The sequence below is a fragment of the Pseudomonas sp. WS 5079 genome (assembly GCF_012985465.1).
Classification (GTDB): Bacteria; Pseudomonadota; Gammaproteobacteria; order Pseudomonadales; family Pseudomonadaceae; genus Aquipseudomonas.
The window spans coordinates 42,894-62,480 of sequence record NZ_JAAQWN010000003.1 but is presented as its reverse complement, the minus strand read 5'-3'; the positions used below and the strand labels follow the sequence as shown (position 1 = coordinate 62,480).

The following is a 19,587-nucleotide window of genomic DNA, read 5'->3' as shown; positions in this document are numbered from 1 at the left end:
CGAAGGCTGCCGTCAGGGAAATCAGTCACTGGGCGCAAGCTGAAACATCGCGCACGGGAGACAGAGCGTTTGAAATCTCAAACGAATCCTAGGATCAATGGGGGGGCAGGGCAATAGTCTGTTCGAAAAAAAGAACGAAAACGGCGCATTAGCCAGACTATTCTGACAGGCGTAACGGAGCCGAATTGCGCATCACCGGCACACACCGCCCGGTACAGAGCCTCGCTGCACCAGAATCCTACCGGCAGACGGTCAAAAACCAGCATGGACGCCCAAGGTCGACATGGGTATGATGGCGCCCGCACAAGCATCCGTAGCTCAGCTGGATAGAGTACTGCCCTCCGAAGGCAGGGGTCGTGGGTTCGAATCCCGCCGGGTGCACCAGATACAAAAAAAGCCCCAGGTCGCAAGACCTGGGGCTTTTTTGTGGGCGCGGCTCAACGCTTTTGCAACGCCTCCAACCGCGCCGGCAGGTTTTCCTCGGGAAAGCGCTTGTGCAAGGCCAGCAGCTTCTCATCCGCCGCCCTGCTCTGACCCGCCTGGCGCAGACGCACGATTTCCTCAAGCCCTTGCTCCAGGGACTGGGGCTTGGCGGCCATCTGTTTGCTCATTTTTGCCACGGGCTCATCGGCCATGGCGCTTGCCATTTCGGCCTGGACCGGCGTGCTGTCGGCCTGGGGCGCCATTGCCATACGCGCCATGGGCGCTGGGGCGGCGGGCGCAGAGAGTGCCTGCGGCGGTGGCGCGGCGGCGTATTGGCTGGCTTCGGGCAGGTTGAGGTCGGGCACTGGCGAGCGCGTCACCACGCCAATCAATAGCGCGACCCCGGCTACGGTAGCAAAGGCCATCTGCCAGCGTGGCCGTTGGCAGGCTTGCAGCCAGCGTTGCCACAGGCTCGGCGGTGGCGTGGGGGCTTCGCGGCGGGCGGCGGCGAGGATGAAGGCGTCGAGGGACGCGGGCGGCTCGCTGGCGCTGTGTTGGCGAAAGTGCTGGATCAGCCCTTCGTCAGTCGGGTCCTGGGGGTGTCGGGAGTCAGTCATACGGGTACCTCCTCGGCCAGCAGTCGACGCAGTTTCTGCTGGGCGTAACGCAAGCGGCTTTTTACCGTTTCCAGTGGGCTGCCGGTCAGGGCGGCGATTTGCGGCAGTTCCAGGTCGCCGTGCAGGCGCAGCATGAACACTTCGCGCTGGTCCTCGGGCAAGTCCTGCAACGCGGCATCGAGACGGCCCTGGTCGCGACTCAGGCTCAGTTGCTGCTCCGGGCCCGCGCTGTCGTCGGGTTGGGCGTGCTGCTGTTCGTCGTAGCTGTCGTGCAGGGGGTTGTGGATACCGTGCTTGCGCCAATGGTCGATCAGGCGGTTGCGGGCAATCTGGAACAACCAGGTACGAAAACTCGCCCGGCCTTGTGGCTGGGTGGTGCTGCGGATCAGGCTGAGCCAAGTGTCCTGGTAGATTTCCTCGGCCAGTTCGGCCTTGTTGCAAAGGCCTACCAGAAACCGGTAGAGGCCCTGGCGGTGCCGGGCATAAAGGCTCTCGAACGCAGCGGCGTCACCGCTGCGGTAGCGGGCCAGCAGCGATTCGTCGCTGGGTGGGTCATCTGATACGGCCATGTTGGGTGGCGAACTCCTTTCGATGGATCACTGCAGATTACCTGTGGGAGCCGGGCTTGCCCGCGATGGCGGCGGGTCAGGCACTATGGGCGGCACTGACCCACCGCTATCGCAGGCAAGCCAGCTCCCACATTAGAGCTATATCGTGGGCAAGATCAGTGTTTGAGGCTCTGGGCCAGTTCCAGCAACTGTACGAATTCATTACGCAGGCCGTAGGGATCATCGCCGCGCGCCGAACGGGCCAGGGTGGCGGTGTCCTTCAGGCTCATGTTGCCAGTGTAGCGGCCATCACCCTTGAGCTGTTGGGCGAAGGCGGCCACGGCGGCGGCAAAGCGCAGGTCGTCGCTGGCGGCGTGTTGAGTGCTATTGATCGGGTGCTCGATCAGGCGGCTGCTGCCACCCGCCGCCGGCTTGTAGCGTACGCGCAGCATGGCCAGTTCTGCGGCGTTGCCCTCGACAGGCGTAGCCTGGGCATAGCGCAGCGGTTCCAGCCAGCCTTTGGCACCCTTGGGTACGATTTCATACAGCGCCGTCACGGTATGCCCGGCACCGATCTCGCCGGCGTCCACCTTGTCGTTACTGAAATCCTCACGCTTCAAGGCCCGGTTTTCATAGCCCAGCAGGCGATATTCGCTGACTTGGGCCGGGTTGAATTCCACCTGCAACTTCACATCCCGCGCCACCACGGCCAGGGTCGAGCTGAGTTGCTCCACCAGCACCTTGCGGGCTTCACGCAGGTTATCGATATAGGCGTAGTTGCCATCGCCCGCGTCGGCCAGTTGTTCCATCAGGTGTTCGTTGTAGTTGCCCACGCCAAACCCCAGGGTGGTCAGGGACACGCCGCTTTTGCGCTGGTCCACGGCCATCTGCTTGAGGCTGTCGAAGTCGCTGATGCCGACGTTGAAGTCGCCGTCAGTGGCCAACAGGATGCGGTTGATACCCTTATCGATAAACCCTTCGCGGGCCATCTGATAGGCCAGCTCGATGCCCGATGCACCCGCTGTGGAGCCGCCGGCGGTCAGTTGCTCGATGGCGTTGCGGACTTTTGCCTTGTCACGCCCGGACGTGGGTTTGAGCACCACCCGCGACTCGCCGGCATACACCACCAGGGACACGCGATCCTGATCGCGCAGCTGGTCCACCAGCAGCTTGAGCGTGCTTTTGACCAGCGGCAGGCCTTCGCGACGGTCCATGGAGCCGGAAACATCCACCAGGAACACCAGGTTGGCCGGCGCCAGTTCGGCCACGGCACGCTCGGACGCCTTGATGCCGATGCGCAGCAGACGCGTGCTGGGGTTCCAGGGGGTGGCGGCGACTTCGGTGGTCACGCCAAAAGGCGAGCCATCGGTGGGCAGCGCATAGTCGTAGGGGAAGTAATTGACCATTTCCTCAAGTCGCACGGCGCCTTCGGGCGGCAGCTGGCCTTGGTTGAGGAAACGCCTGACATTGGCGTAACTGCCCGTGTCGACATCGACGCTGAAGGTCGAGACCGGGGTTTGGGCCACGCTGTGCACCGGGTTGTCCGGCAGGTTTTGATACTGCTCACGCGGCTCGGCGCGGTACTCCATCGCCACGCCGTCATGCATGGCCATCGGTGCCGGCATCGCCATTCTTTTGAGCATGGCGGCCTGAGCCTGGACCGGCGCGCTTTGCAGTTCGGGGATAGCAACCGCTTCGGGCGCCTTGGCCTCGTCACGGGATGACAGCCCACACCCGGCGAGCGCCACCAGCAAGGTCACGGCAAAACCCTGGGCAGCGGGGCGCAGGAAGAGAAGAGGATGGGACATGGGCTGAACCTCGTGTGTGAATGATGCGTTCACAAGGTCAGACGTAGGGGCGTCGGGATTCGGGTTAGCGTCTGGTCACTCAATCCATGTGGGAGCTGGCTTGCCTGCGATAGCGGTGGGCGAGTCAATACATACGGTGACTGACCTACCGCTATCGCGGGCAAGCCCGCTCCTACATTGGATCGGCAGTGATTGGTCCAGATCAGTCCGAGCCGTACTTGGGCGAACGCGGGCCGTAGAGGATCCCGGTGCGTTGCCCGGCCGACAACAGGCGCGCGCTGGTGATACCGGCGATCGGGTGCGCCGCGTCGGTAGAGCTGTTGATCACCTGCTTGACCGCCGCCGTGATCAGCATGCCCACCAGGCCGCCACCGTTGTTGTTGCCTTCCTCGCTGGAGGCCCGTGCCGAGCCGGTCCACAGGGTGGTGCCGGTACGCAGGTCGACCAGTTTGGCCGAGGCCGTCACGGAAGTGTCGCTGGTGACCAGCATGTACTTGGTGCCGTACTCGCTGACGGTGATGTACAACGCCGCGTCTGCACCGAAGATCTCATGCAGCTTGCCCGGCGCCACGCCCTGGATATCGTTGGCGGTGGTCAGGCCGTTCTGGCGGAAGGTTTCGTCCACCAGGGCAATCGGCATCACGTAGTAGCCAGCTTCCGCCAATGGGTAGGTCACCTGCGATACCAGGCTGTAGGAGGCCTGCACTTCAGGGGATTCATTGATCGGTGGCAGCACCAGGATCGACTTCGGCCGCGCCTGCTTGTAGGCCGAATAATCGACGGTCTTGGGGGCCGCGCAACCGCCCAGCAAGGCCAGGGCGAGCAAGGCGCCGGTGAGTTTCAAAAAGCTCATTGCTTCACCTCTGGGGCCTTGGCGTTCTTGAGCAAAAAGTCCATGTAGGCCGCAGACTCGGGGAACAGCGCCTTCTCGGTGCGCAACTGCTGCACCATCTGGTCATCCTTGCCCATGCTCAGGTACAGCAAGCCCAGGTGGGCGTGGTAGCCCGGCGGGGCCTGGCGGCCACTGGCGTTGATCTTTTGCAGGTCGCGTTCCAGCGCTTCGACCTGGGCTTCCTTGGGCTCACCCTTGAAGTACTCGTAAACCTGTGGCTGGTAGCTTTCCCATTGATACAGGGGCTTGGGTGCCGTCTGGCACCCTGCAACCAGCGCGGTTGCTGTCAGCATCAGCGCCAACTTAACTGCCTTGCTCATCCGTGTACTGCTCCTTGAAAACACTTGAATCAGTTACGCGGGTTCCAGGCGCCGGCGTTGATGCCGTCGACCAGGCGATTGATCGCTTCGCGCATGGCCAGGTCCAGGACCTTGCCATTGAGGGTGGAGTCATAGCTGGCGGTGCCGCCAAAGCCCACGACTTCGCGGTTCGACAGCGCGTACTCACCGGCGCCCTGGGTGGAATACACCACTTCGGAGGTGCTGATGTTGACGATATTCAGGTTGATCTTGGCGTAGGCCACCTGGGTCTTGCCACGGCCGAGGATGCCGAACAATTGGCGATCGCCGGTCTCTTTGCGGCCGAACTCGGTCACATCGCCGGTCACCACGTAGTCAGCACCCTTGAGGTTCTGGGCGGTGCCCTTGATCTTCGCTTCCTGGGAGATCTCGCCCATGTTGTCGCGGTCCAGCACGCTGAAGCGGTTGGTCTGCTGCAAGTGGGTGATCAAGATGGTCTTGGCCTGGCCACCGAGGCGGTCCACGCCATCGGAGAAGATCCCGCGCATGTAGCTGGAGCGGTTATCGAACTTGCCCACGGCAATCGGCACGCGTACGCCGGAGTAGGCAACGTTGGCGCTGGCGACTTTTTCGATCGGCAGTGCGCGGGAGGTTTCGGTCGCCGCACAACCGGCTAGCGCCAGCAGCGCTGCGCCGGCAAAGCCTGACAGCAGGATGTTTGAGAGTGCTTTCACAGGGTGCTCCTAAGTGAAGAAATCCGGGGGTTAGCGTGCAGGTATGGCACGCAGGTCACGCACGATGTAGTTGCTCAAACCACCGGTAAAATGGCGCTCGATGTTGGCGTTGCCTTCATTGGTCAGGATCCCGCCAATGGTCTTCCATTGCTGCACCTGGCCGCCCCAGTTGTTGGGCACCAGGCCATCCCGGTCCTGGGCAAAATGCAGCACCTCGGCCTCGGCTTTCCTGACCTTGACCTTGTAGCCAAAATCGATGCTTTGCAGGATCGTGTTGTCGTCGACCACCAGGCTGGTGATGCCGCCCTTGGAGTCGAGGATATGGCGCACGTAGACGATATCCACGTCCAGCAGGTAGTCAGCGGTCTGCTTGCTGCTGGCGTAGCGCTTGGCCTTGAGCAGGCGGTCCACCAGGTCGACGCCCAGCTGCTCGCGGACTTTGGCGTCCGACATGAAAATCCGGCCCTGCCCCACCACTTTGACGTCGAAGGTATCGACCCAGAAGGTGGCGGTCTTGGGAATGGTCACAGGGGCTGGAGAGATGTAGTACGGGGGTTTGGAAGCACAGCCGGCCAGGAAGGACAGAGCCAGCAGTAAAGCAAAAATGCGCATCTTCGAATTCGTCCCTGATTAAGTGCTGCGGCATTTTACGGGGTTGAGAGCGGTTCTCAAGTTGTTTCGCACTTGTGGGGCCTGGCTTGTGTGGGAGCTGGCTTGTGTGGGAGCTGGCTTGCCTGCGATAGCATCCCTGCGGTGTGATTGAAACACCGCAGTGTCTACATCGCAGGCAAGCCAGCTCCTACACCAGCTCGCTCCTACCAGGACGGTTTAGAAGGCGTAGCGGGCCTTGAGCATGACGCCATCGGCATCAAACCCACTGCGGGCCTGGCGGGTGTAGCTGGCGCCGACGCTGAACGCCGAGACCTGGTAGTTCACGCCCACGCTGGCTTCATAGCTGTCACGCGCGACCGATGCACCGGTCACGCTGAACGTCGAACCACCGTTCACAAAGCTGGAAGTCTGCGCCACGCGATCACCCATCAGGTCGTGATAAGCCATCAAGGTCGCTTCCGGTTGCAGGGTGCCGGCGCCCAGCGCCAGGTTGCCCGCCACGCGCAGGCCGGCGCCCAGTTCACCGACTTCGTAACGCTGGGAACCGGTGTTCAGCGCCGCCGAAGAGCCCTTCTCATGCAGGCTGTCCATGTGCACGCTGGAGTAACGCGCCGCGACACGCGGTTCGATCAGCACGCTGTCCGAGGCTTTGAAGCTATAGCCGCCGATCACGCTGGCCGACAACGCCTGGCTGTCGTAGCTGCCCTTGGCCGTGGTGCCGGCGATGTGGCGCTTGCTGTCGTTGTCGTTGACGCCGTAGCTCAGGCTGCCATCGACAAACCAGTTCTGCAGCGACCAGTTGCCATACAGCGACAGCGCGTTGCCCTGCACTTCAGTCTTGTTGCCCAGGTCCGAGTGGATGTTGGAGTTGAGGTAGCTGTACGCCACACCCACCCGGGTGCTGTCGTTCAAGCGACCGTCCACGCCGACTGCCACGCCACTGCTGTTGGCCGAGTAACCGTTGTCGCCACCGCGACCGTCCTGGTCCATGTTGCTGCTCAAGCCCTGCACCCACACACCGCCGCGTTCGCTGCCATCGCGCTGGCCGGCCAGGCGGTTGAGGATCGCGCCGTTGATCACGGTCTGCCCGGACAAGGCCACGTCCAGCGCGCCACGGTTCACGTCTGGCTTGAGCTGTTCGCCAAGCTGCGCCAGTTGCTGGGCGCTGCCAGCGTTGGCCACGGCCTGGAACACCGCGTCGTCCTGGCTCAGTTGGCCCAGCACTTCGTTTTTCAACAGGTTCACGGCAGTGACCGCCGAGGTCGTTGCCCCAACGCCGCCGAGGTCGGTTTGTACCTGCTCGTCTGGCTTCAGACCCACCACGGCCTTGACCGTCTGCGCATCGGCCGAGTAGCTGAGCACATCGAGCAGCGACGAGCTGCTGGCGACCGTCAGGCCGTTGTTCTGCACGCTGCCGGCTTGCAGCAGGGTGTATTCGGTGCCGCTGGGCGCTGCGGTGAAATCACCGGGCTTGGCGCTCAAGGTCACGTTGGAACCCTGGGCGAAATTCGCGGCGCCGCTGACCGTCAGGTACGGGGTGGTCGGCACCACGCTGTTGGACAGGCGCATATCAACCCCGGCGCCGCTGGCCACATTCAGGTCGCCAGTGATCGTGGTGCCGGCGCCAGACAGGTTCAACGAACCCGCGTTGACCGATACCGGGCTGCCAATGCGCGCACCGGTAAAATCGGCCTGGCCGTTGATGTTCACTGCCGTGACACCCAGCACATCACCGACGATTTTGCCGCCGCTCCAGTTCAGGCTCGCCAGGTTGCCCCCGTCGATGGCCGTGCCGGAGTTGCTGCGGATTTCCCCGGCTTGCTGGTTGATCTCCAAGGGCGTCAATTGGAACCGCGGGTTGACCTTGATCGCGGTCGCGTCGGCGCTGATCACGCCACGGTTGATCAAGCCGCGCTCACCGCTCGGCGAGGTGGTGTTGAAGGTCGCGCCTTGCACGTTGAAGGCCATGGCGTTGCTGCCGCTGGCTTCGATGGTGCCGGTGTTGAGCAGGTAATCGTAGGTGCCTGCATCGAGCTGCACGGCGATCGCCTGCCCGCCGTTGACGGAAACCAGGCCGCTGTTTTCGATACGCAGGGGGTTGGTATCGGTTTCGATCTCGATCCCCAGGGCCTCTTCACCGGTCACGCGAATGGTCCCGGAATTGAGCAGCTTGCCGCCGATGGTCACTGGCATGTTGTTGTGGGTATCGAGAATCAGGCCGTAGCCGTAGTAGGACGTGATATCCACCACACCGCTGTTGACCACGTCGCCCGCCACGGTGGTGCCGTTGAGGTAGATACCCTCGGCGTCGGATTCATCGCCCGAACCTGGGACCTCGACCAGGGTGATGTTGCCCGAGTTGATGATGCTGCCGCCCACGTTGCTGGCGCCCACTTCAAAGCCTTCGGCCCAGATGGTGTTGCTCAGGTGGATATTGCCAGCCTGGACGATATCGCCGCTGATTTGGCTGCCGGTGGTGGTGAGCATTTGATCCAGCGCCCCATCGACGATCAGGCCACGCACGGCCTGGCCGCCGGCATTCAGGGTGAGGTTGGCGTTGTTACGCAGCGTGCCCTGGATATTGGTCAGGGACACATTCACACCATCGGCACTGGGCTGGGTCGATACGACATTGCGCGCGCCCACCAGGGTCACAGGCTCGTTGAACGTCTGGGAGGCCCAGACGTTCTGCCCTGTGCTGACGTCAAACTCCACCGCACTGGCTTGTGCGGCAACGGCGCTGACCATCATGGCCAACAGGGTTTTCTGGAACTGCTTGCGCTTCATTTGAAACTCCATTTACTACGACAACACCGCCAATGTGCCCGGCGGTTGTAGGGTGCATGATTCAGGACGCGGGGACGGCAACGCGTTGTGCGGGGTCGGTGATGTCATAGGCATGCTGCTCACAGCCGGCGCCGACAATCACGAATTCCACCAGGTAAACCTTTTGCTTTTGCGGCTTGAACGCCGAGGTCATCGGCCCGCAGGCGTAGACAATTTTTTCGGCGTAGCGGTAGTAGTTCGAGTCATACACTCGCGACTCGCCCAATACCTCGATCGTCTGCCCCGGATCGGCCAGCACTTCCAACTGTGGGAAGCGCTTGACCGCGGCGCTGTTGGCCACCTCGCTCATCTTGGCGATCCAGCCGAACACCTTGCCTCGGCCCGAATCCACCACCGTGCCGAGGATCTCCGGGCGCTGATCGGCATCGCCGCCACGACGCACGGAGAACTGCACCGGGTAGGTAAAACCGGTGGCGCGCATGATCACCTTGGCGTGTTCGGCGTCCGCCACGACCTTGTTCTGCTGCAACTGCACACCATCTTTCAACAGGCTGGGCGACGAGTCGCGGGCAGTAGAGTGGCAGCCCGCGAGGGCCAGGGCCGCGAGGATAAAGGCAACTTTTTTCATAAAGGGTCTTCCGTGGCAATAAAGGGCTGGGGTTGCCCTGCAAGAGTCAAAAACTCAAAAAGAACACGCCCCCATATAAAAACAGGGCGAAGCCAGCCAAGGCCGCGCGCCACTCTGGGTCGGCATCCTTGCTCATGCCACCCGGCGCGATGGCCACCCGGGCGCCACGCGCATAGTTGTAGACCGCCTGGCCAAACCACAGCTGCACCAACACCATGATGAAAAAACGCTGCCAGCTGCCGTCAAATCGCAAGAAACCGTTCAATAACGCTGCCAGCAGTAAAGCCACGCCAATGCCATGCCAGTACTTGTACAAGTGACGGCTCATTCATCTGAGCGCCCAAACAACCGCGCCAGCCAGCCGGTTTTTTCTACGCGGGCAGGGGCTGGGGCGGGAACAACGTCTTCACTGGGATGGAGCAAGTCGCCGGGGTAATGCTCATGCCCCAGACAAGCGCTGTCATCCAGCCCGAATGCCTTGACTGCGGCAACCGCCTCAAAGCACCAGCGGCCAAAGTAGCTACCCATTTCAAGGGGATGTTTTACCGGGTCGCCATAGACATACCACCAGGGTTGCTGTTTACCGCGTCGGTTCAGCTCCGGGTACCAATGTTCCACGAACGCCCGCAACAGCGAGGCCTGCTGTTCCTGGGGCGCATCGATGGCCTTGAGCAGCCTTGCATAAGGTTTGGCGTGCAGTAGCTGTTCACCGATCACACGCCCTGGCTGGCGGGATGCAATGATTCGATCCAGCAGAACGTCCTGCCCACCTTCGCCGATCAAGGCGACGAGGCGACGCCACTGGTCGTCGGGAATTTCCAGCGCCAGCGCCAGGCTTACCAACCAGAAACACCAGATGTAGTGGTTCAGGTCCGCCAACTCGAAAGTCCAGTCACGGCAGGTCTGGAGATTATTCTCAGCACACAGGCTGTCGGACTCTCGATTTGAAAGCTCCCATGCGTCTATCGCGGCGGGGAGGTAGGTAGCCATCTCTGCAACATTGCCACCACTCGAATAGACCCGAATGGCCGCACGCACATTATCTTTGGCAAAGTCGAACGTAAATTGCGCTCTGTACAGGGGGTTGGCCGAAGGTTGCGAGAGAATTTCACTGACGCGCTCAACCCATTGCCGATCCTTGGCTTCGCGATCGTCCCAATACGGCTTATCCCCCAGGGGTGCACGAATCATGGATAACCCTCATCGAAGTTTTTCTTGGGCGGGAGAATTTTCGACGTATCAACATTTTTGGCTTTGCCACGCGCATCAAGCACTTCAATTTCCGTGTCGCCATCTGGCCGGGTTCTCACCACCCACGTTTCAGTACGGTTCGCGTCCACCGCGAGCCGCACATCCCGGCTCTGATCTGCGCCAACCGAACGCTCCAGGCGATCGCCTCCGAGTATCCACGAGGCGGAACCTTGCTTGCCATCTGTAGGCTTGCCCAGCGCCGAGGAACCGGACTTCCTGTTATCACTCAAAAACTTGTATTCAATGACAAGGAAGTCGACATCCGGACGATCGACCTTGTACAGATCGTCAATACCCGTTTCACCGGTCCCCGGTACTCGCGCCAGCTTCTGCCCGTCAGGAACAATTTGCTGCACCGAGCGACCTCCAAGTAAATCGCCCATGACACTTTTCTGCTCACGGGTCAGCACCGACAGATCCATCAGCGGTTTGCCATCAGGTCCGAATCTACCGCCACTCTTGAGCAGTGCCTGCTCGGCCGCTTCGTTGATGATACCGGTGAAGCGCTTGCCCACAGCCCCGGCCAGCTCGCCGGTCAGGCGGGTGGTCGTCGCGCCAGCACTACCGACACCCGCACCACCCAGGCCGAGGCCCACGCCAGTAGAGGTGGCGATCATCTCGTTCTGGCGCAGCACGTCGGCGCCATAGCCCTGCATGATATGCAGGGTGTCCAGGTAGCCCTTGAGCCTCAGCTCTTCGGGCAAGCTCTGCACCGCCTCTACCGCCGCGATAAACTGCCGACCGCCACAGCTTGGGCAATTGACGGTACTCATCGCCCAAAGCGCCGTCTTGGAACCGAAACTGGCCAGATCCTCTACGGCATTGGCAATACCCTCGGCACTGCCCTGGCCTTTGGCATTGAGAATTTCGGCCATGTTTTTCGGATCGTGCAGGTACTTGTAGGGGTCGACCAGTTCGATGTACTTGACCAGGTTCTCAACCGAGTTCCGGTCTTTCATCAGGCGCGACAGGCCCAAACGCTCATTGTTGTAATCGGCCAGGCTGACCTGGAACAGGTCGGCGCTTTTGGACTGCGAAAGCTCGCTGCGCAGGAAACTGGCCGCCGTCGTGGTGTTGCCATCCTCGACACCCAGCACGGTGTTCCAGCCGCGATCGACCATCGCCGCCGCCGTTCGCAGCAGCTCTATGCGTGCTTGCTCTTCGGTGATGCCCTGCGCTTGTGCATAGCGATCGACGCGCTCCTTGTCGGAGGCGAACTTGATCTCGTCCGGGTGCAACTGGCGGTTGTACCGGTCCACGCTGGCCGCAGTGCCACCGGCAACAATGGCGCCGCCGGTGCCATGCCCGGAACCGACCGCCGTACCCACGCCGGAGGCAATCAGCGTAGCCACGGCCTTACGGTCGGCCTCTTTCATGCCACTGTCTTCCAGCGCTTGCAGAATCGAGGGCATCAGCGCCGCCGAGGCCCCTGCACCCAATGCGCCGCTCTGCACATTGCCGCTGGAAAGCCCCAACGCGGCTCCCGCCAATGCGTGCAACATAACGCGCGCGGCGCCGCCTTCGGCCCAGGCAGCCTTGGTCGCGCTGTCGATGTCTTTGCGGTTTTTCTGCTCGTCGGCAAAACTGCCGATTTTATTGAAGATATCGCTGGCCGATGTATTAGCCACGATCCCTACCGCCGTGCCGCCGGTAGCGCCGCCCAGCCCGGCCGCAATCAGCCCGGATGCAATATCGGCCATCAGTTTCTTGTCGCCACCCACCTGCCAGCGCAGCGCCTCGGCATTCGCCGCCTCGTACGCCTGGGCCGCGGCACCCGCCGTTGGCGAGCCCGCGCTGGCCTGGTCTTTTGCCTCCTGCCCAAGCTTCTTCGCTTCATCGGCCTTGGCTTTGGCCACCGTACTGATCACCCCACTGGCCAATTGCGCCGAGCTTTGGATCAGGTCGATGCGCTCCCGCATGGCCTTTTCGTCTGGACGGTCGAGCCTCTGGTTGGCGTTGGCAGTGTCGCGATTGAGCCCCACCAGGTCATTGGCGCCCTCAGGGTTGCGGACCTCAATCGTGCCGTCGCTGACCGCACTGCGGGTGTGGCTGCGCTCGTCTTCCTTGAGCGCCACCGGAATGCTGCCACCCGGCGAGGTGCCACCGCTGCTGCTGAACGAAGCGGAGAGCCCCGCCGACTGGCTCTGGATCTCACTGGTGTTCTTGATATCGCTGACGATCAGGCGATCGGTGCTCAAGCGGTTCTTCACTGCCGCCGCTTCGCTGGCAATCACCCCGCCCTGCAAGGTGGTGGTCTTGCCGACATTGATGTCGTAGCCACCGGTGCCCGCAAACAGGCCGGTCTGGTCGGTCACGGCCTGGTAGTCGCTGTTCATCTTGGCCGCTGCGATGCTGGCCGAACCGGCCACAGTGGAGCCGTAGCAGAACGGTGGGATGCAGATACTCGCGCCAAAGCCTGCGCTGCTCTGCTTGCTGCGCGACGATTCGGTGTCCTGGCGCGAGAGGATGTTGAGGTTGCCGCCGATGTCGGCCTGGATGCGGTCAGCGCGCACCTGGGCGCCGGCGAGGGTGGTGTCGCCACCGCTTTTGAGCAGCAGCGAGCCGGTGTCCAGGGTGGTGTTGACCTGGGTTACCGAGTTGCCATTGCCCTTGTTCTTCGCGCCCTGTGCGCCGAGGTCGAGGGTGAAGCCGTTCTGCTCGCCGATGTTGAAGCTGGCGCCAATTGCAGTCTTGTTGGTCGAGCCATCGTTCTTGCGATCGACGGTGTCCTGGGCGCTTTGCAGCAACACGTTGTTCTTGGCCAGCAACAAGGTGTTGGCGGCTTTCAGGCTGCTGCCGGTGATCTCGATATTGCCCTGGGTGCCGGGCGCTTCGCCGGTGGCGACAATCGACAGATCCTGCCCGGCATTGAGCGTGCTCTGGCGCGCCGTCAGGCTGTTGTACTCACTGCTGGCCTTGCTGCGGGTATTGGCCAGTTCGGTGCCGATCTTGATCAACGAACCGTTGCTGGGTGAGCCGCCCTGCTTGTTCTTGAAGCCGGCGCTCTGGCCGTTGGCGTCCGAGGCCTGGCCACCCAGGTTGTAGGCCGCCAGGGCGGCCTGGGCGATTTTCACCGCCTTGAGGCGCGGGTCATCGGCGTTCTTCGCCGCCTCGGTGGCATCGTGGATACTGCGCGCGGTGTCGATCACCGCACCGCCAATTACCCGGCCCACGGCCAGGCTCTTGGAGCTGTCTTGCGTGGTTTGCCGCGCGGTTTCAGCGCCGGCGGTGATGGTCACGTTGGCGCCACTGAGGTCCATGTTCTTGGTGCTGACCAGGTCACTGGCGACCACATTCAACTCACGCCCGGCAATCAACGCAACGTTGCCTTCGCTGGAGCCAATGGTGCTGCCGGTCAGGGTGGTTTCCTGGGCGGTGCCGTTGTGTTTGCTGCTGCTGATCGACAGGTGCTGATTGCCGGTGATGTCGTCCAGGCCCAGCTTATTGCCGGTCAACACGCCGGTCAGGTCGCGATTTTTTTCCTTGTGCATATCGGTGCGCGAGAAGGTGTTCTGCGCCGCATCAATCGTCAGGTCGCGCCCCGCCTGCACGGCCAGGTCACCAGTGCTGACCAGTGCCGAGCCGGTCACTGTCGCATCCTGCCCCGCTACCACGCTGACCGTCTCGCCCGAAACCATGCTGCCCACGGCCATGGTGCGTTTCTCGTCAACCTTGTCCTGGACCTTGCTCGACTTCAGCCCGCCCCAGCTGCTTTTGCTTTCCTTGCGCTCATGCCGGGCACTTTCGGCGTCGGTGACCGCGACGATTTGCACATCCTTGCCCGCCACCAGTTTTGCCGCGCCTTTGTCGGCGGCCACGCTGCTGCCCGCCAGCAGCAGGTTCTCACCGGCTACCAGGGTGCTGTTGCCCCCGGAATTGACGCTGCTGCCCACGTTGTTGACGGTGTCGGTCTCATCGAGGCGGAATTTTTTCCCCGAGGAGCTTTTCTTGGTCTTGCTGTAGAAGCTGTAGTCCTGATCTTCGGCAGCCTTTAGGGCCAGGTTCTTGCCGGCCACCAGGTACGCTTCGTTGCCGGCGCTGACGTTACTGGCGAGCAACAGCAAATCTTCGCCCGCATTCAAGGTCACGTTGCCACCGGCCTTGAGCACGGTGGAGACCTGGCTCACATGGTCCTCGATGCTCTTGACCTTTTTCGAGTTGTACGCCGAATGTTGCTCGTTGGCCGCCGCCGCCAGGTTCACATTGCGCACGCCGCCCACGCTCAGGTCGCGCTTGGCTTCGATCTGGCTGCCCACCGCGCTCACATCCCGCCCGGCGACCACATGGAAGTCCCGCCCGGCTTCAACCACCGAGCCTTGCTGGGTGATGATCTCGTGGCGCGAACGGCTGCCAATGGCGCCGTTGTCCAGGGTTTGCGCCGCGACGATATTCACGTCGCGCACCGCCTGGGCGGTGGTGTCGCCGCCACTCTTGAGCGCGCCGCCAACACTATTGATATCGCGCCCGGCCTGCATCGCCAGGGTGCTGGCCGACTCGATGCGCGCAGCGTTGTCGATAAAGTCGCTGCGCTCGATGCGGTAGTCGCTGGCGCTCTGGTGGGTGGTGACGCTGCGCTCGTTGAGCAGGTCGGCACCGGCCACCAGGTTGACCTGCTGCCCGGCAATGATGCCGCCGGCACGGTTGTTGAGGTTCTTGCCGGTCAGCAGGTCGAGGCGGTTGCCGGTCTCCATCAGCCCGCTATTGTTCAGGTCGCCGCCCACATTGGCGCCCAGGTTGCTGGTGGCGCGCAGCGTGCCGACGTTATTGAGGTTGGCGCCGGTCATCAGGTTCAGGTCGCTGCCGGAAATCAGCGCGCCATTGGGGGCCAGGCGATTGCTGGCCTGGGCCAGGTACAACACGGGCACCAGCACTTGCTGGCCGGCGACGGTGGCGTTTTCCAGCCACACGATATCGTGGGTCAGGGCCGCGACCTTTTCGGCGGTGAGGCTCACGCCCACGGCCAGGTTCAGTTGCTGGCGGGCGCCGACCGCATTGTCCATCAGGTACTTGAACACCCCGGCGTCGCTGGTCTGGCCGTCGATAAAGCGCTGGCCGGTACGGGCGACCACGGCTTGCTGGATCAGGCGCTGCTCGTAGAAACCGTCGCCCAGGCGCTTCTGGCTGGCGTCGGGGTCGTAGCCCAGCTTGGCCAGCATGTAATCCGAGCTCATGAACTCAGCCATATTGGTCAGCTGCGCGTTGGTCTCGATCAGGTACTTTTGCGGCTTATCGGCAAACTGGCTGTTGGGCAGGCCCTGCACGCCACTGCCATCGCTGAAGTGGAACAGGCCGTTCTGCCCGGTGGGCAAGCTGAAGCCCGGCAGGCCCAGCGGGTTGACTTGTTGCTGGGCGACATCCGGTGGCAATTGCCCGTTGAGCTTCACTTGGGTGGAGAAGCCGGGAGCGTTGGTGTCGGTCTTCGCGCCGCTGCCCACGTAGGTGTAGCCGCCGCGCACCACGCTGTTATCGATACCGGCCTGGGCCTGGATGTTCACCGCGCCGCCAGCCTGGATCACCGCTGCGTAGCGCTGGTCCGCAGCCGCCAACTGAGTGGTTTTGGTCTCGCCCCACTGGCGCTCCATAGCGCCGATAAAGAACGCCATGGCCGCTTCCAGGCCGCCCAGGTTGTTGGGGTTGTAGGCCGCGCCACCGATGGAATAGCGCTGGGTAAATTGCGCGGCGGTCTGGTTGTAGCCCGACGGATCACGGGTGCGCTCGGAAGAAAACACGCGCTCGGTCAGGGTGTCGTGGGTTTCCAGGCCGAGGTTGGTCAACTGGTTGACCCGCGCCGTCAGGCTGCCGGCTGCAGCGATGCTACTGCTGCTGTTGAGTACATCACCGCCGACCAGCAGCAGGTTGGCGCCGGAGGTAATGCTGGAAGCCGCACTGGCGTCGGTAACCCTCAGGCGCTCCCGCTGGGCAATCAGGAACGGACGGTTTTCCTTGCCGCCTTCGCAGTCACCGCCGTTGACGTTTTCAATGCACTGCACCGGGCTGATCGAGGCGCTATAGATCCCCGATTCGCTGGTCAGCACCGTGCGGATATTCTGGATGGTGCCGGCGGCCAGGCTCAGGTTGCCGTCACTCTGGATGCTCGACGAGCTGTTGATGATGCTGGTGGCGAACGCGCCCTTGCCGTCGCGGTCGATGCTCAGGTTGCCCATGGCATAGATATCGGCGCCGAGGTTTTTCAAGCGCTCGACCCGCAGGCTCATATCACCGCCGCTGAACAGCAGGCCGTTCTGGTTGAGCAGGCTGCCAGTGGTCAGGGTCATGGCGCGGCCGCTGCCCAGGGTACCGAGGTTGTTCACCGCGGCACTGGCCAGGCTGAAATCCGTGGCGCCGGTCAGGCGGCCGGTGTTGTTGAGGGTCCCGCCCAGGTTCAGCTCAAGGCTGCCGTTACTGGCGATCACGCCCTGGGTAGACCAGTTCTGGCCCGTGCCCTTGATGCGGTTGGCCGCGAGCAGTTGGCCGCTGCTGGTTTGCTCAAGATTATCGACATTGACCGTGAGATTGCCGGCCTGGATCAGGCTGCTGTTGGTCCAGTGGTTTTTGTCCAGGCTCAGGTCGCCCTGGGTCACCAGGCTGCCGCCGACGTTATCGAGGTTGATCCCGGCGATATCAAACACCCCGGTACCCACATGCAACACGCTGCCGCCCTGGTTCTGGAACGTGCCGGCGGCCAGGCTCAAGTCGGCATTGGCCGCTTCCAGCTTGCCGCCGCTGTTATCCAGCACACCGCCAATCGCCACGCGGCTTTTGCCGCTGGTACCCAGGGCACGCAATTGCCCGCCCTGGTTGCTCAGGCTGGCGGCGGTGATGTCCAGGGTGCTGGCGCTTTCGATCAGGCCACGGTTGTTGAGGGCACCCAGCAGGCTGAGGTCGACTTGCTGGCCGGCGATCTGCCCGGCGTTATCGACGCTGCCGCCGCTGAGGCGCACGCGCTGGCCGGCAAACACACCGCCGTTGCCGTTGTTGAAAACACCGGCGTTGATCAGCGCATCGCCCGCCTTGGCCGAGAGTTTGCCCCCGGCGTTGTTCAGGCTGCCGACGGTGAGGTTGAGGCCGGCGTTTTCACTGTGGATCAGGCCATCGTTGTCGTTTTGCAGCAGGCCGCTGGCGTTCAGGGTCAGCCCGGCGTTTGCCGCCAGGGTGCCGCTGTTGCGGTTGTCCACGCTGGCCGCCAATACCGTCAGCAGGGTTTGGCTGGTGAGTTTGCCGCCCTGGTTGTCGAGGGATGCAACGCGCTCAATCGACAGCGGGCCGGCACTGGCCAGCTTGCCGTTGCGGTTGATCAGATCGGCCAGCAGGCCGAGGGTCAGCGCGCCGTTGCCGGTCAGGCTACCGGCGCTGTTGTCCAGGCTGTTGCCGCGCAAGGTGAAGGCGCCGGCGCTGTCGATGGTGCCGCCCTGGCTGTTGTTGAGCGCGCCGCTGAGGGTCAGGGTTTGCGCTGCGGCGCTGGAGATCACGCCTTTGTTGCTGTTATCCAGGCTGTCGCCGGTCACGCTGAGGGTGTCGTGGCTGACCACCACGCCGCCCTGGTTATTGACCTGCGCGGCATTGGCCTGCAACGCGCCATCGCTGATGATTTCGCCCTGGCTGTTGTGCAGCGCAGCAGCGGTCAACTGGGTGCTGCCGCTGGTCAGCAGGCGGCCTTTGTTGCGGTTATCCACAGTGCTGGCGGTGACGTCCAGGGCCTTTCTGGCACTGATGACGCCGCCCTGGTTATCCAGGGTCTGGCTGGCCTTGACGGTGGCGCTGCGGCTGGCAACCACACTGGCGTTGTTGCGGATATCGCGGGCCTCGAGACTGACGTCGCCGGTGGTGGTGCGGGTGTTATCGGCATTCACGCCGGCTTCGATAACGCCGTTGTTGGTCAACTTGCCGCCGCTGCTCAGGCGCACTGTGTCGCGGGCTGCAAGGCTTTTCTGAGTGTTCAGGTCGCCGCTGGTTTTCACCGTCAGGGCGGTGCCGGCGTAGGCCGGGCCCTGGGCATCGAGGCTCGCCGCCTTGACGTCGATCGCGCCACTGGCCGCCGCCTGCGCCATGCTCAGGTGCCCATTGGCATCGAGCTGGATATCGCCGGCGCTGGCCGCCAACGTGCCGTCCAGTTTTACCCCGACACCGGCCTCGGTGCCCACCAGCTTGATCGCGCCGGCGTACATGCCGCCCAGGGCCGAGGAGTCAATCGCAAGCTCCGGCTTGGCGCTGCCATCGTCGGCGCGTGCGGTGGCATTCAAGGTCTGTGCATTGACGTCGTTGCGCCCGGCAATCACGGTCAGGTTGCGCGCATTGATCTGCGCGTTGATCTTGGCCGTGCGGGTGATGATTTCGAAGCGGTCGACATTGCTCGCGTTCAAGCCCTGGCCGTCGATGGTCACCGCGCCGCCATCGACCTGGTAGCGGTCCAGGCGGCCGTTATCGAGGATCGGTTTGCCGGTGGTCAGGGTCACGTTGGGGGTGTTGATAAAGCCGCAGCCGTTGCAGGTCACGCCATAGGGGTTGGCGACGATGACCTTGGCCGACTGCCCCGCCACTTCGGTGTAGCCGCGCAACTGGCTGGCGCTGCCGCCGTTGACTTCGTTGAGGATGACATTCGCCGAGCCACCCTTGAGGTTGGGGTTGCCGACGATAATCCCGCCCAGTTGGGTGGACTGCAACGGGCCGCCGGCGTTGTTGAGGATCACGCCATTGGGGCCGACGTTGTAGTCCTTGAACTGGTTGTGGGACAGGCCGCTGCCGTTGGGCGTGGCGATGTTCACCACCGGTACGCCATTGCCCGCCGCGCCCACCGTCGTGCCGGGGCCGCTGACCACAATGCCGTCGGCCTGGGCCAGCAGCGGCTGCCAGAACAGCGCGTTGGCCAGGATCAGCACCAGGCCGCGCTTGGGCAGGCCGCAGAACGCATCACGGCGCTTCATGGCTGAAGAAGGCAGGCGGGCAAGGAAGGCAAACTGGCGGACATCCATGTCAAATTCTCGATGCGGC

12 protein-coding genes and 1 tRNA gene are annotated in these 19,587 nt (G+C 62.9%); 1 reads left to right on the top strand and 12 read right to left on the bottom strand.

Translation table 11 applies throughout. The features are described 5' to 3' along the window. Nucleotides 1-307: 307 nt before the first annotated feature. Nucleotides 308-384: transfer RNA gene (locus HBO05_RS09065), tRNA-Arg, on the top strand. A gap of 53 nt (nucleotides 385-437) precedes the next feature. On the opposite strand, the gene HBO05_RS09060 is transcribed toward HBO05_RS09065, so the two are convergent. The 12 genes from HBO05_RS09060 to HBO05_RS09005 form a co-directional block, all read right to left on the bottom strand. Beyond that, entirely contained in the window at nucleotides 438-1,040 is a 603-nt protein-coding gene (locus HBO05_RS09060; RefSeq protein ID WP_172312419.1) for a hypothetical protein, read from the bottom strand. Further along, nucleotides 1,037-1,609: an RNA polymerase sigma factor gene (locus HBO05_RS09055; RefSeq protein ID WP_172312418.1), complete on the bottom strand. Its 573-nt coding sequence runs from the start codon at nucleotides 1,607-1,609 to the stop codon at nucleotides 1,037-1,039. Before HBO05_RS09055 ends, HBO05_RS09060 begins: the two co-directional genes overlap by 4 nt. 155 nt (nucleotides 1,610-1,764) lie before the next feature. Continuing rightward, nucleotides 1,765-3,396: a VWA domain-containing protein gene (locus HBO05_RS09050; RefSeq protein ID WP_172312417.1), complete on the bottom strand. Its 1,632-nt coding sequence runs from the start codon at nucleotides 3,394-3,396 to the stop codon at nucleotides 1,765-1,767. A gap of 202 nt (nucleotides 3,397-3,598) precedes the next feature. Further along, nucleotides 3,599-4,249 (bottom strand): DUF799 domain-containing protein, encoded by a 651-nt coding sequence (locus HBO05_RS09045; RefSeq protein ID WP_169953968.1) that lies wholly within the window; start codon nucleotides 4,247-4,249, stop codon nucleotides 3,599-3,601. Beyond that, on the bottom strand, nucleotides 4,246-4,608 hold the full coding sequence (locus HBO05_RS09040) for a DUF4810 domain-containing protein (protein ID WP_169953969.1): 363 nt from the start codon (nucleotides 4,606-4,608) through the stop codon (nucleotides 4,246-4,248). Before HBO05_RS09040 ends, HBO05_RS09045 begins: the two co-directional genes overlap by 4 nt. Before the next feature lie 29 nt (nucleotides 4,609-4,637). Further along, on the bottom strand, nucleotides 4,638-5,321 hold the full coding sequence (locus HBO05_RS09035) for a CsgG/HfaB family protein (RefSeq protein WP_169953970.1): 684 nt from the start codon (nucleotides 5,319-5,321) through the stop codon (nucleotides 4,638-4,640). A 30-nt stretch (nucleotides 5,322-5,351) separates the two neighbouring features. After that, entirely contained in the window at nucleotides 5,352-5,933 is a 582-nt protein-coding gene (locus tag HBO05_RS09030) for a hypothetical protein (RefSeq protein WP_169953971.1), read from the bottom strand. A 216-nt stretch (nucleotides 5,934-6,149) separates the two neighbouring features. Continuing rightward, nucleotides 6,150-8,720: an autotransporter outer membrane beta-barrel domain-containing protein gene (locus HBO05_RS09025; protein WP_172312416.1), complete on the bottom strand. Its 2,571-nt coding sequence runs from the start codon at nucleotides 8,718-8,720 to the stop codon at nucleotides 6,150-6,152. Between the two features lie 61 nt (nucleotides 8,721-8,781). After that, nucleotides 8,782-9,348: a hypothetical protein gene (locus tag HBO05_RS09020; protein ID WP_170042299.1), complete on the bottom strand. Its 567-nt coding sequence runs from the start codon at nucleotides 9,346-9,348 to the stop codon at nucleotides 8,782-8,784. A gap of 46 nt (nucleotides 9,349-9,394) precedes the next feature. Further along, on the bottom strand, nucleotides 9,395-9,676 hold the full coding sequence (locus HBO05_RS09015) for a hypothetical protein (protein ID WP_172312415.1): 282 nt from the start codon (nucleotides 9,674-9,676) through the stop codon (nucleotides 9,395-9,397). Then, a complete protein-coding gene (locus HBO05_RS09010; protein WP_169953975.1) occupies nucleotides 9,673-10,539 on the bottom strand; it encodes a PoNi-like cognate immunity protein in 867 nt (288 codons plus the stop codon). Before HBO05_RS09010 ends, HBO05_RS09015 begins: the two co-directional genes overlap by 4 nt. Beyond that, complete coding sequence (locus HBO05_RS09005; RefSeq protein WP_172312414.1) at nucleotides 10,536-19,568, bottom strand: hemagglutinin repeat-containing protein; 9,033 nt, start codon at nucleotides 19,566-19,568, stop codon at nucleotides 10,536-10,538. The genes HBO05_RS09010 and HBO05_RS09005 overlap by 4 nt, the downstream gene beginning before the upstream one ends. Between the last annotated feature and the right edge of the window lie 19 nt (nucleotides 19,569-19,587).

What these genes read in the sequence shown, in the direction of transcription:
- HBO05_RS09060 (WP_172312419.1), bottom strand. Translation starts at nt 1,040, where the DNA reads ATGACTGACTCCCGACACCCCCAGGACCCGACTGACGAAGGGCTGATC.
- HBO05_RS09055 (WP_172312418.1), bottom strand. Translation starts at nt 1,609, where the DNA reads ATGGCCGTATCAGATGACCCACCCAGCGACGAATCGCTGCTGGCCCGC.
- HBO05_RS09050 (WP_172312417.1), bottom strand. Translation starts at nt 3,396, where the DNA reads ATGTCCCATCCTCTTCTCTTCCTGCGCCCCGCTGCCCAGGGTTTTGCC.
- HBO05_RS09045 (WP_169953968.1), bottom strand. Translation starts at nt 4,249, where the DNA reads ATGAGCTTTTTGAAACTCACCGGCGCCTTGCTCGCCCTGGCCTTGCTG.
- HBO05_RS09040 (WP_169953969.1), bottom strand. Translation starts at nt 4,608, where the DNA reads ATGAGCAAGGCAGTTAAGTTGGCGCTGATGCTGACAGCAACCGCGCTG.
- HBO05_RS09030 (WP_169953971.1), bottom strand. Translation starts at nt 5,933, where the DNA reads ATGCGCATTTTTGCTTTACTGCTGGCTCTGTCCTTCCTGGCCGGCTGT.
- HBO05_RS09025 (WP_172312416.1), bottom strand. Translation starts at nt 8,720, where the DNA reads ATGAAGCGCAAGCAGTTCCAGAAAACCCTGTTGGCCATGATGGTCAGC.
- HBO05_RS09020 (WP_170042299.1), bottom strand. Translation starts at nt 9,348, where the DNA reads ATGAAAAAAGTTGCCTTTATCCTCGCGGCCCTGGCCCTCGCGGGCTGC.
- HBO05_RS09015 (WP_172312415.1), bottom strand. Translation starts at nt 9,676, where the DNA reads ATGAGCCGTCACTTGTACAAGTACTGGCATGGCATTGGCGTGGCTTTA.
- HBO05_RS09010 (WP_169953975.1), bottom strand. Translation starts at nt 10,539, where the DNA reads ATGATTCGTGCACCCCTGGGGGATAAGCCGTATTGGGACGATCGCGAA.
- HBO05_RS09005 (WP_172312414.1), bottom strand. Translation starts at nt 19,568, where the DNA reads ATGGATGTCCGCCAGTTTGCCTTCCTTGCCCGCCTGCCTTCTTCAGCC.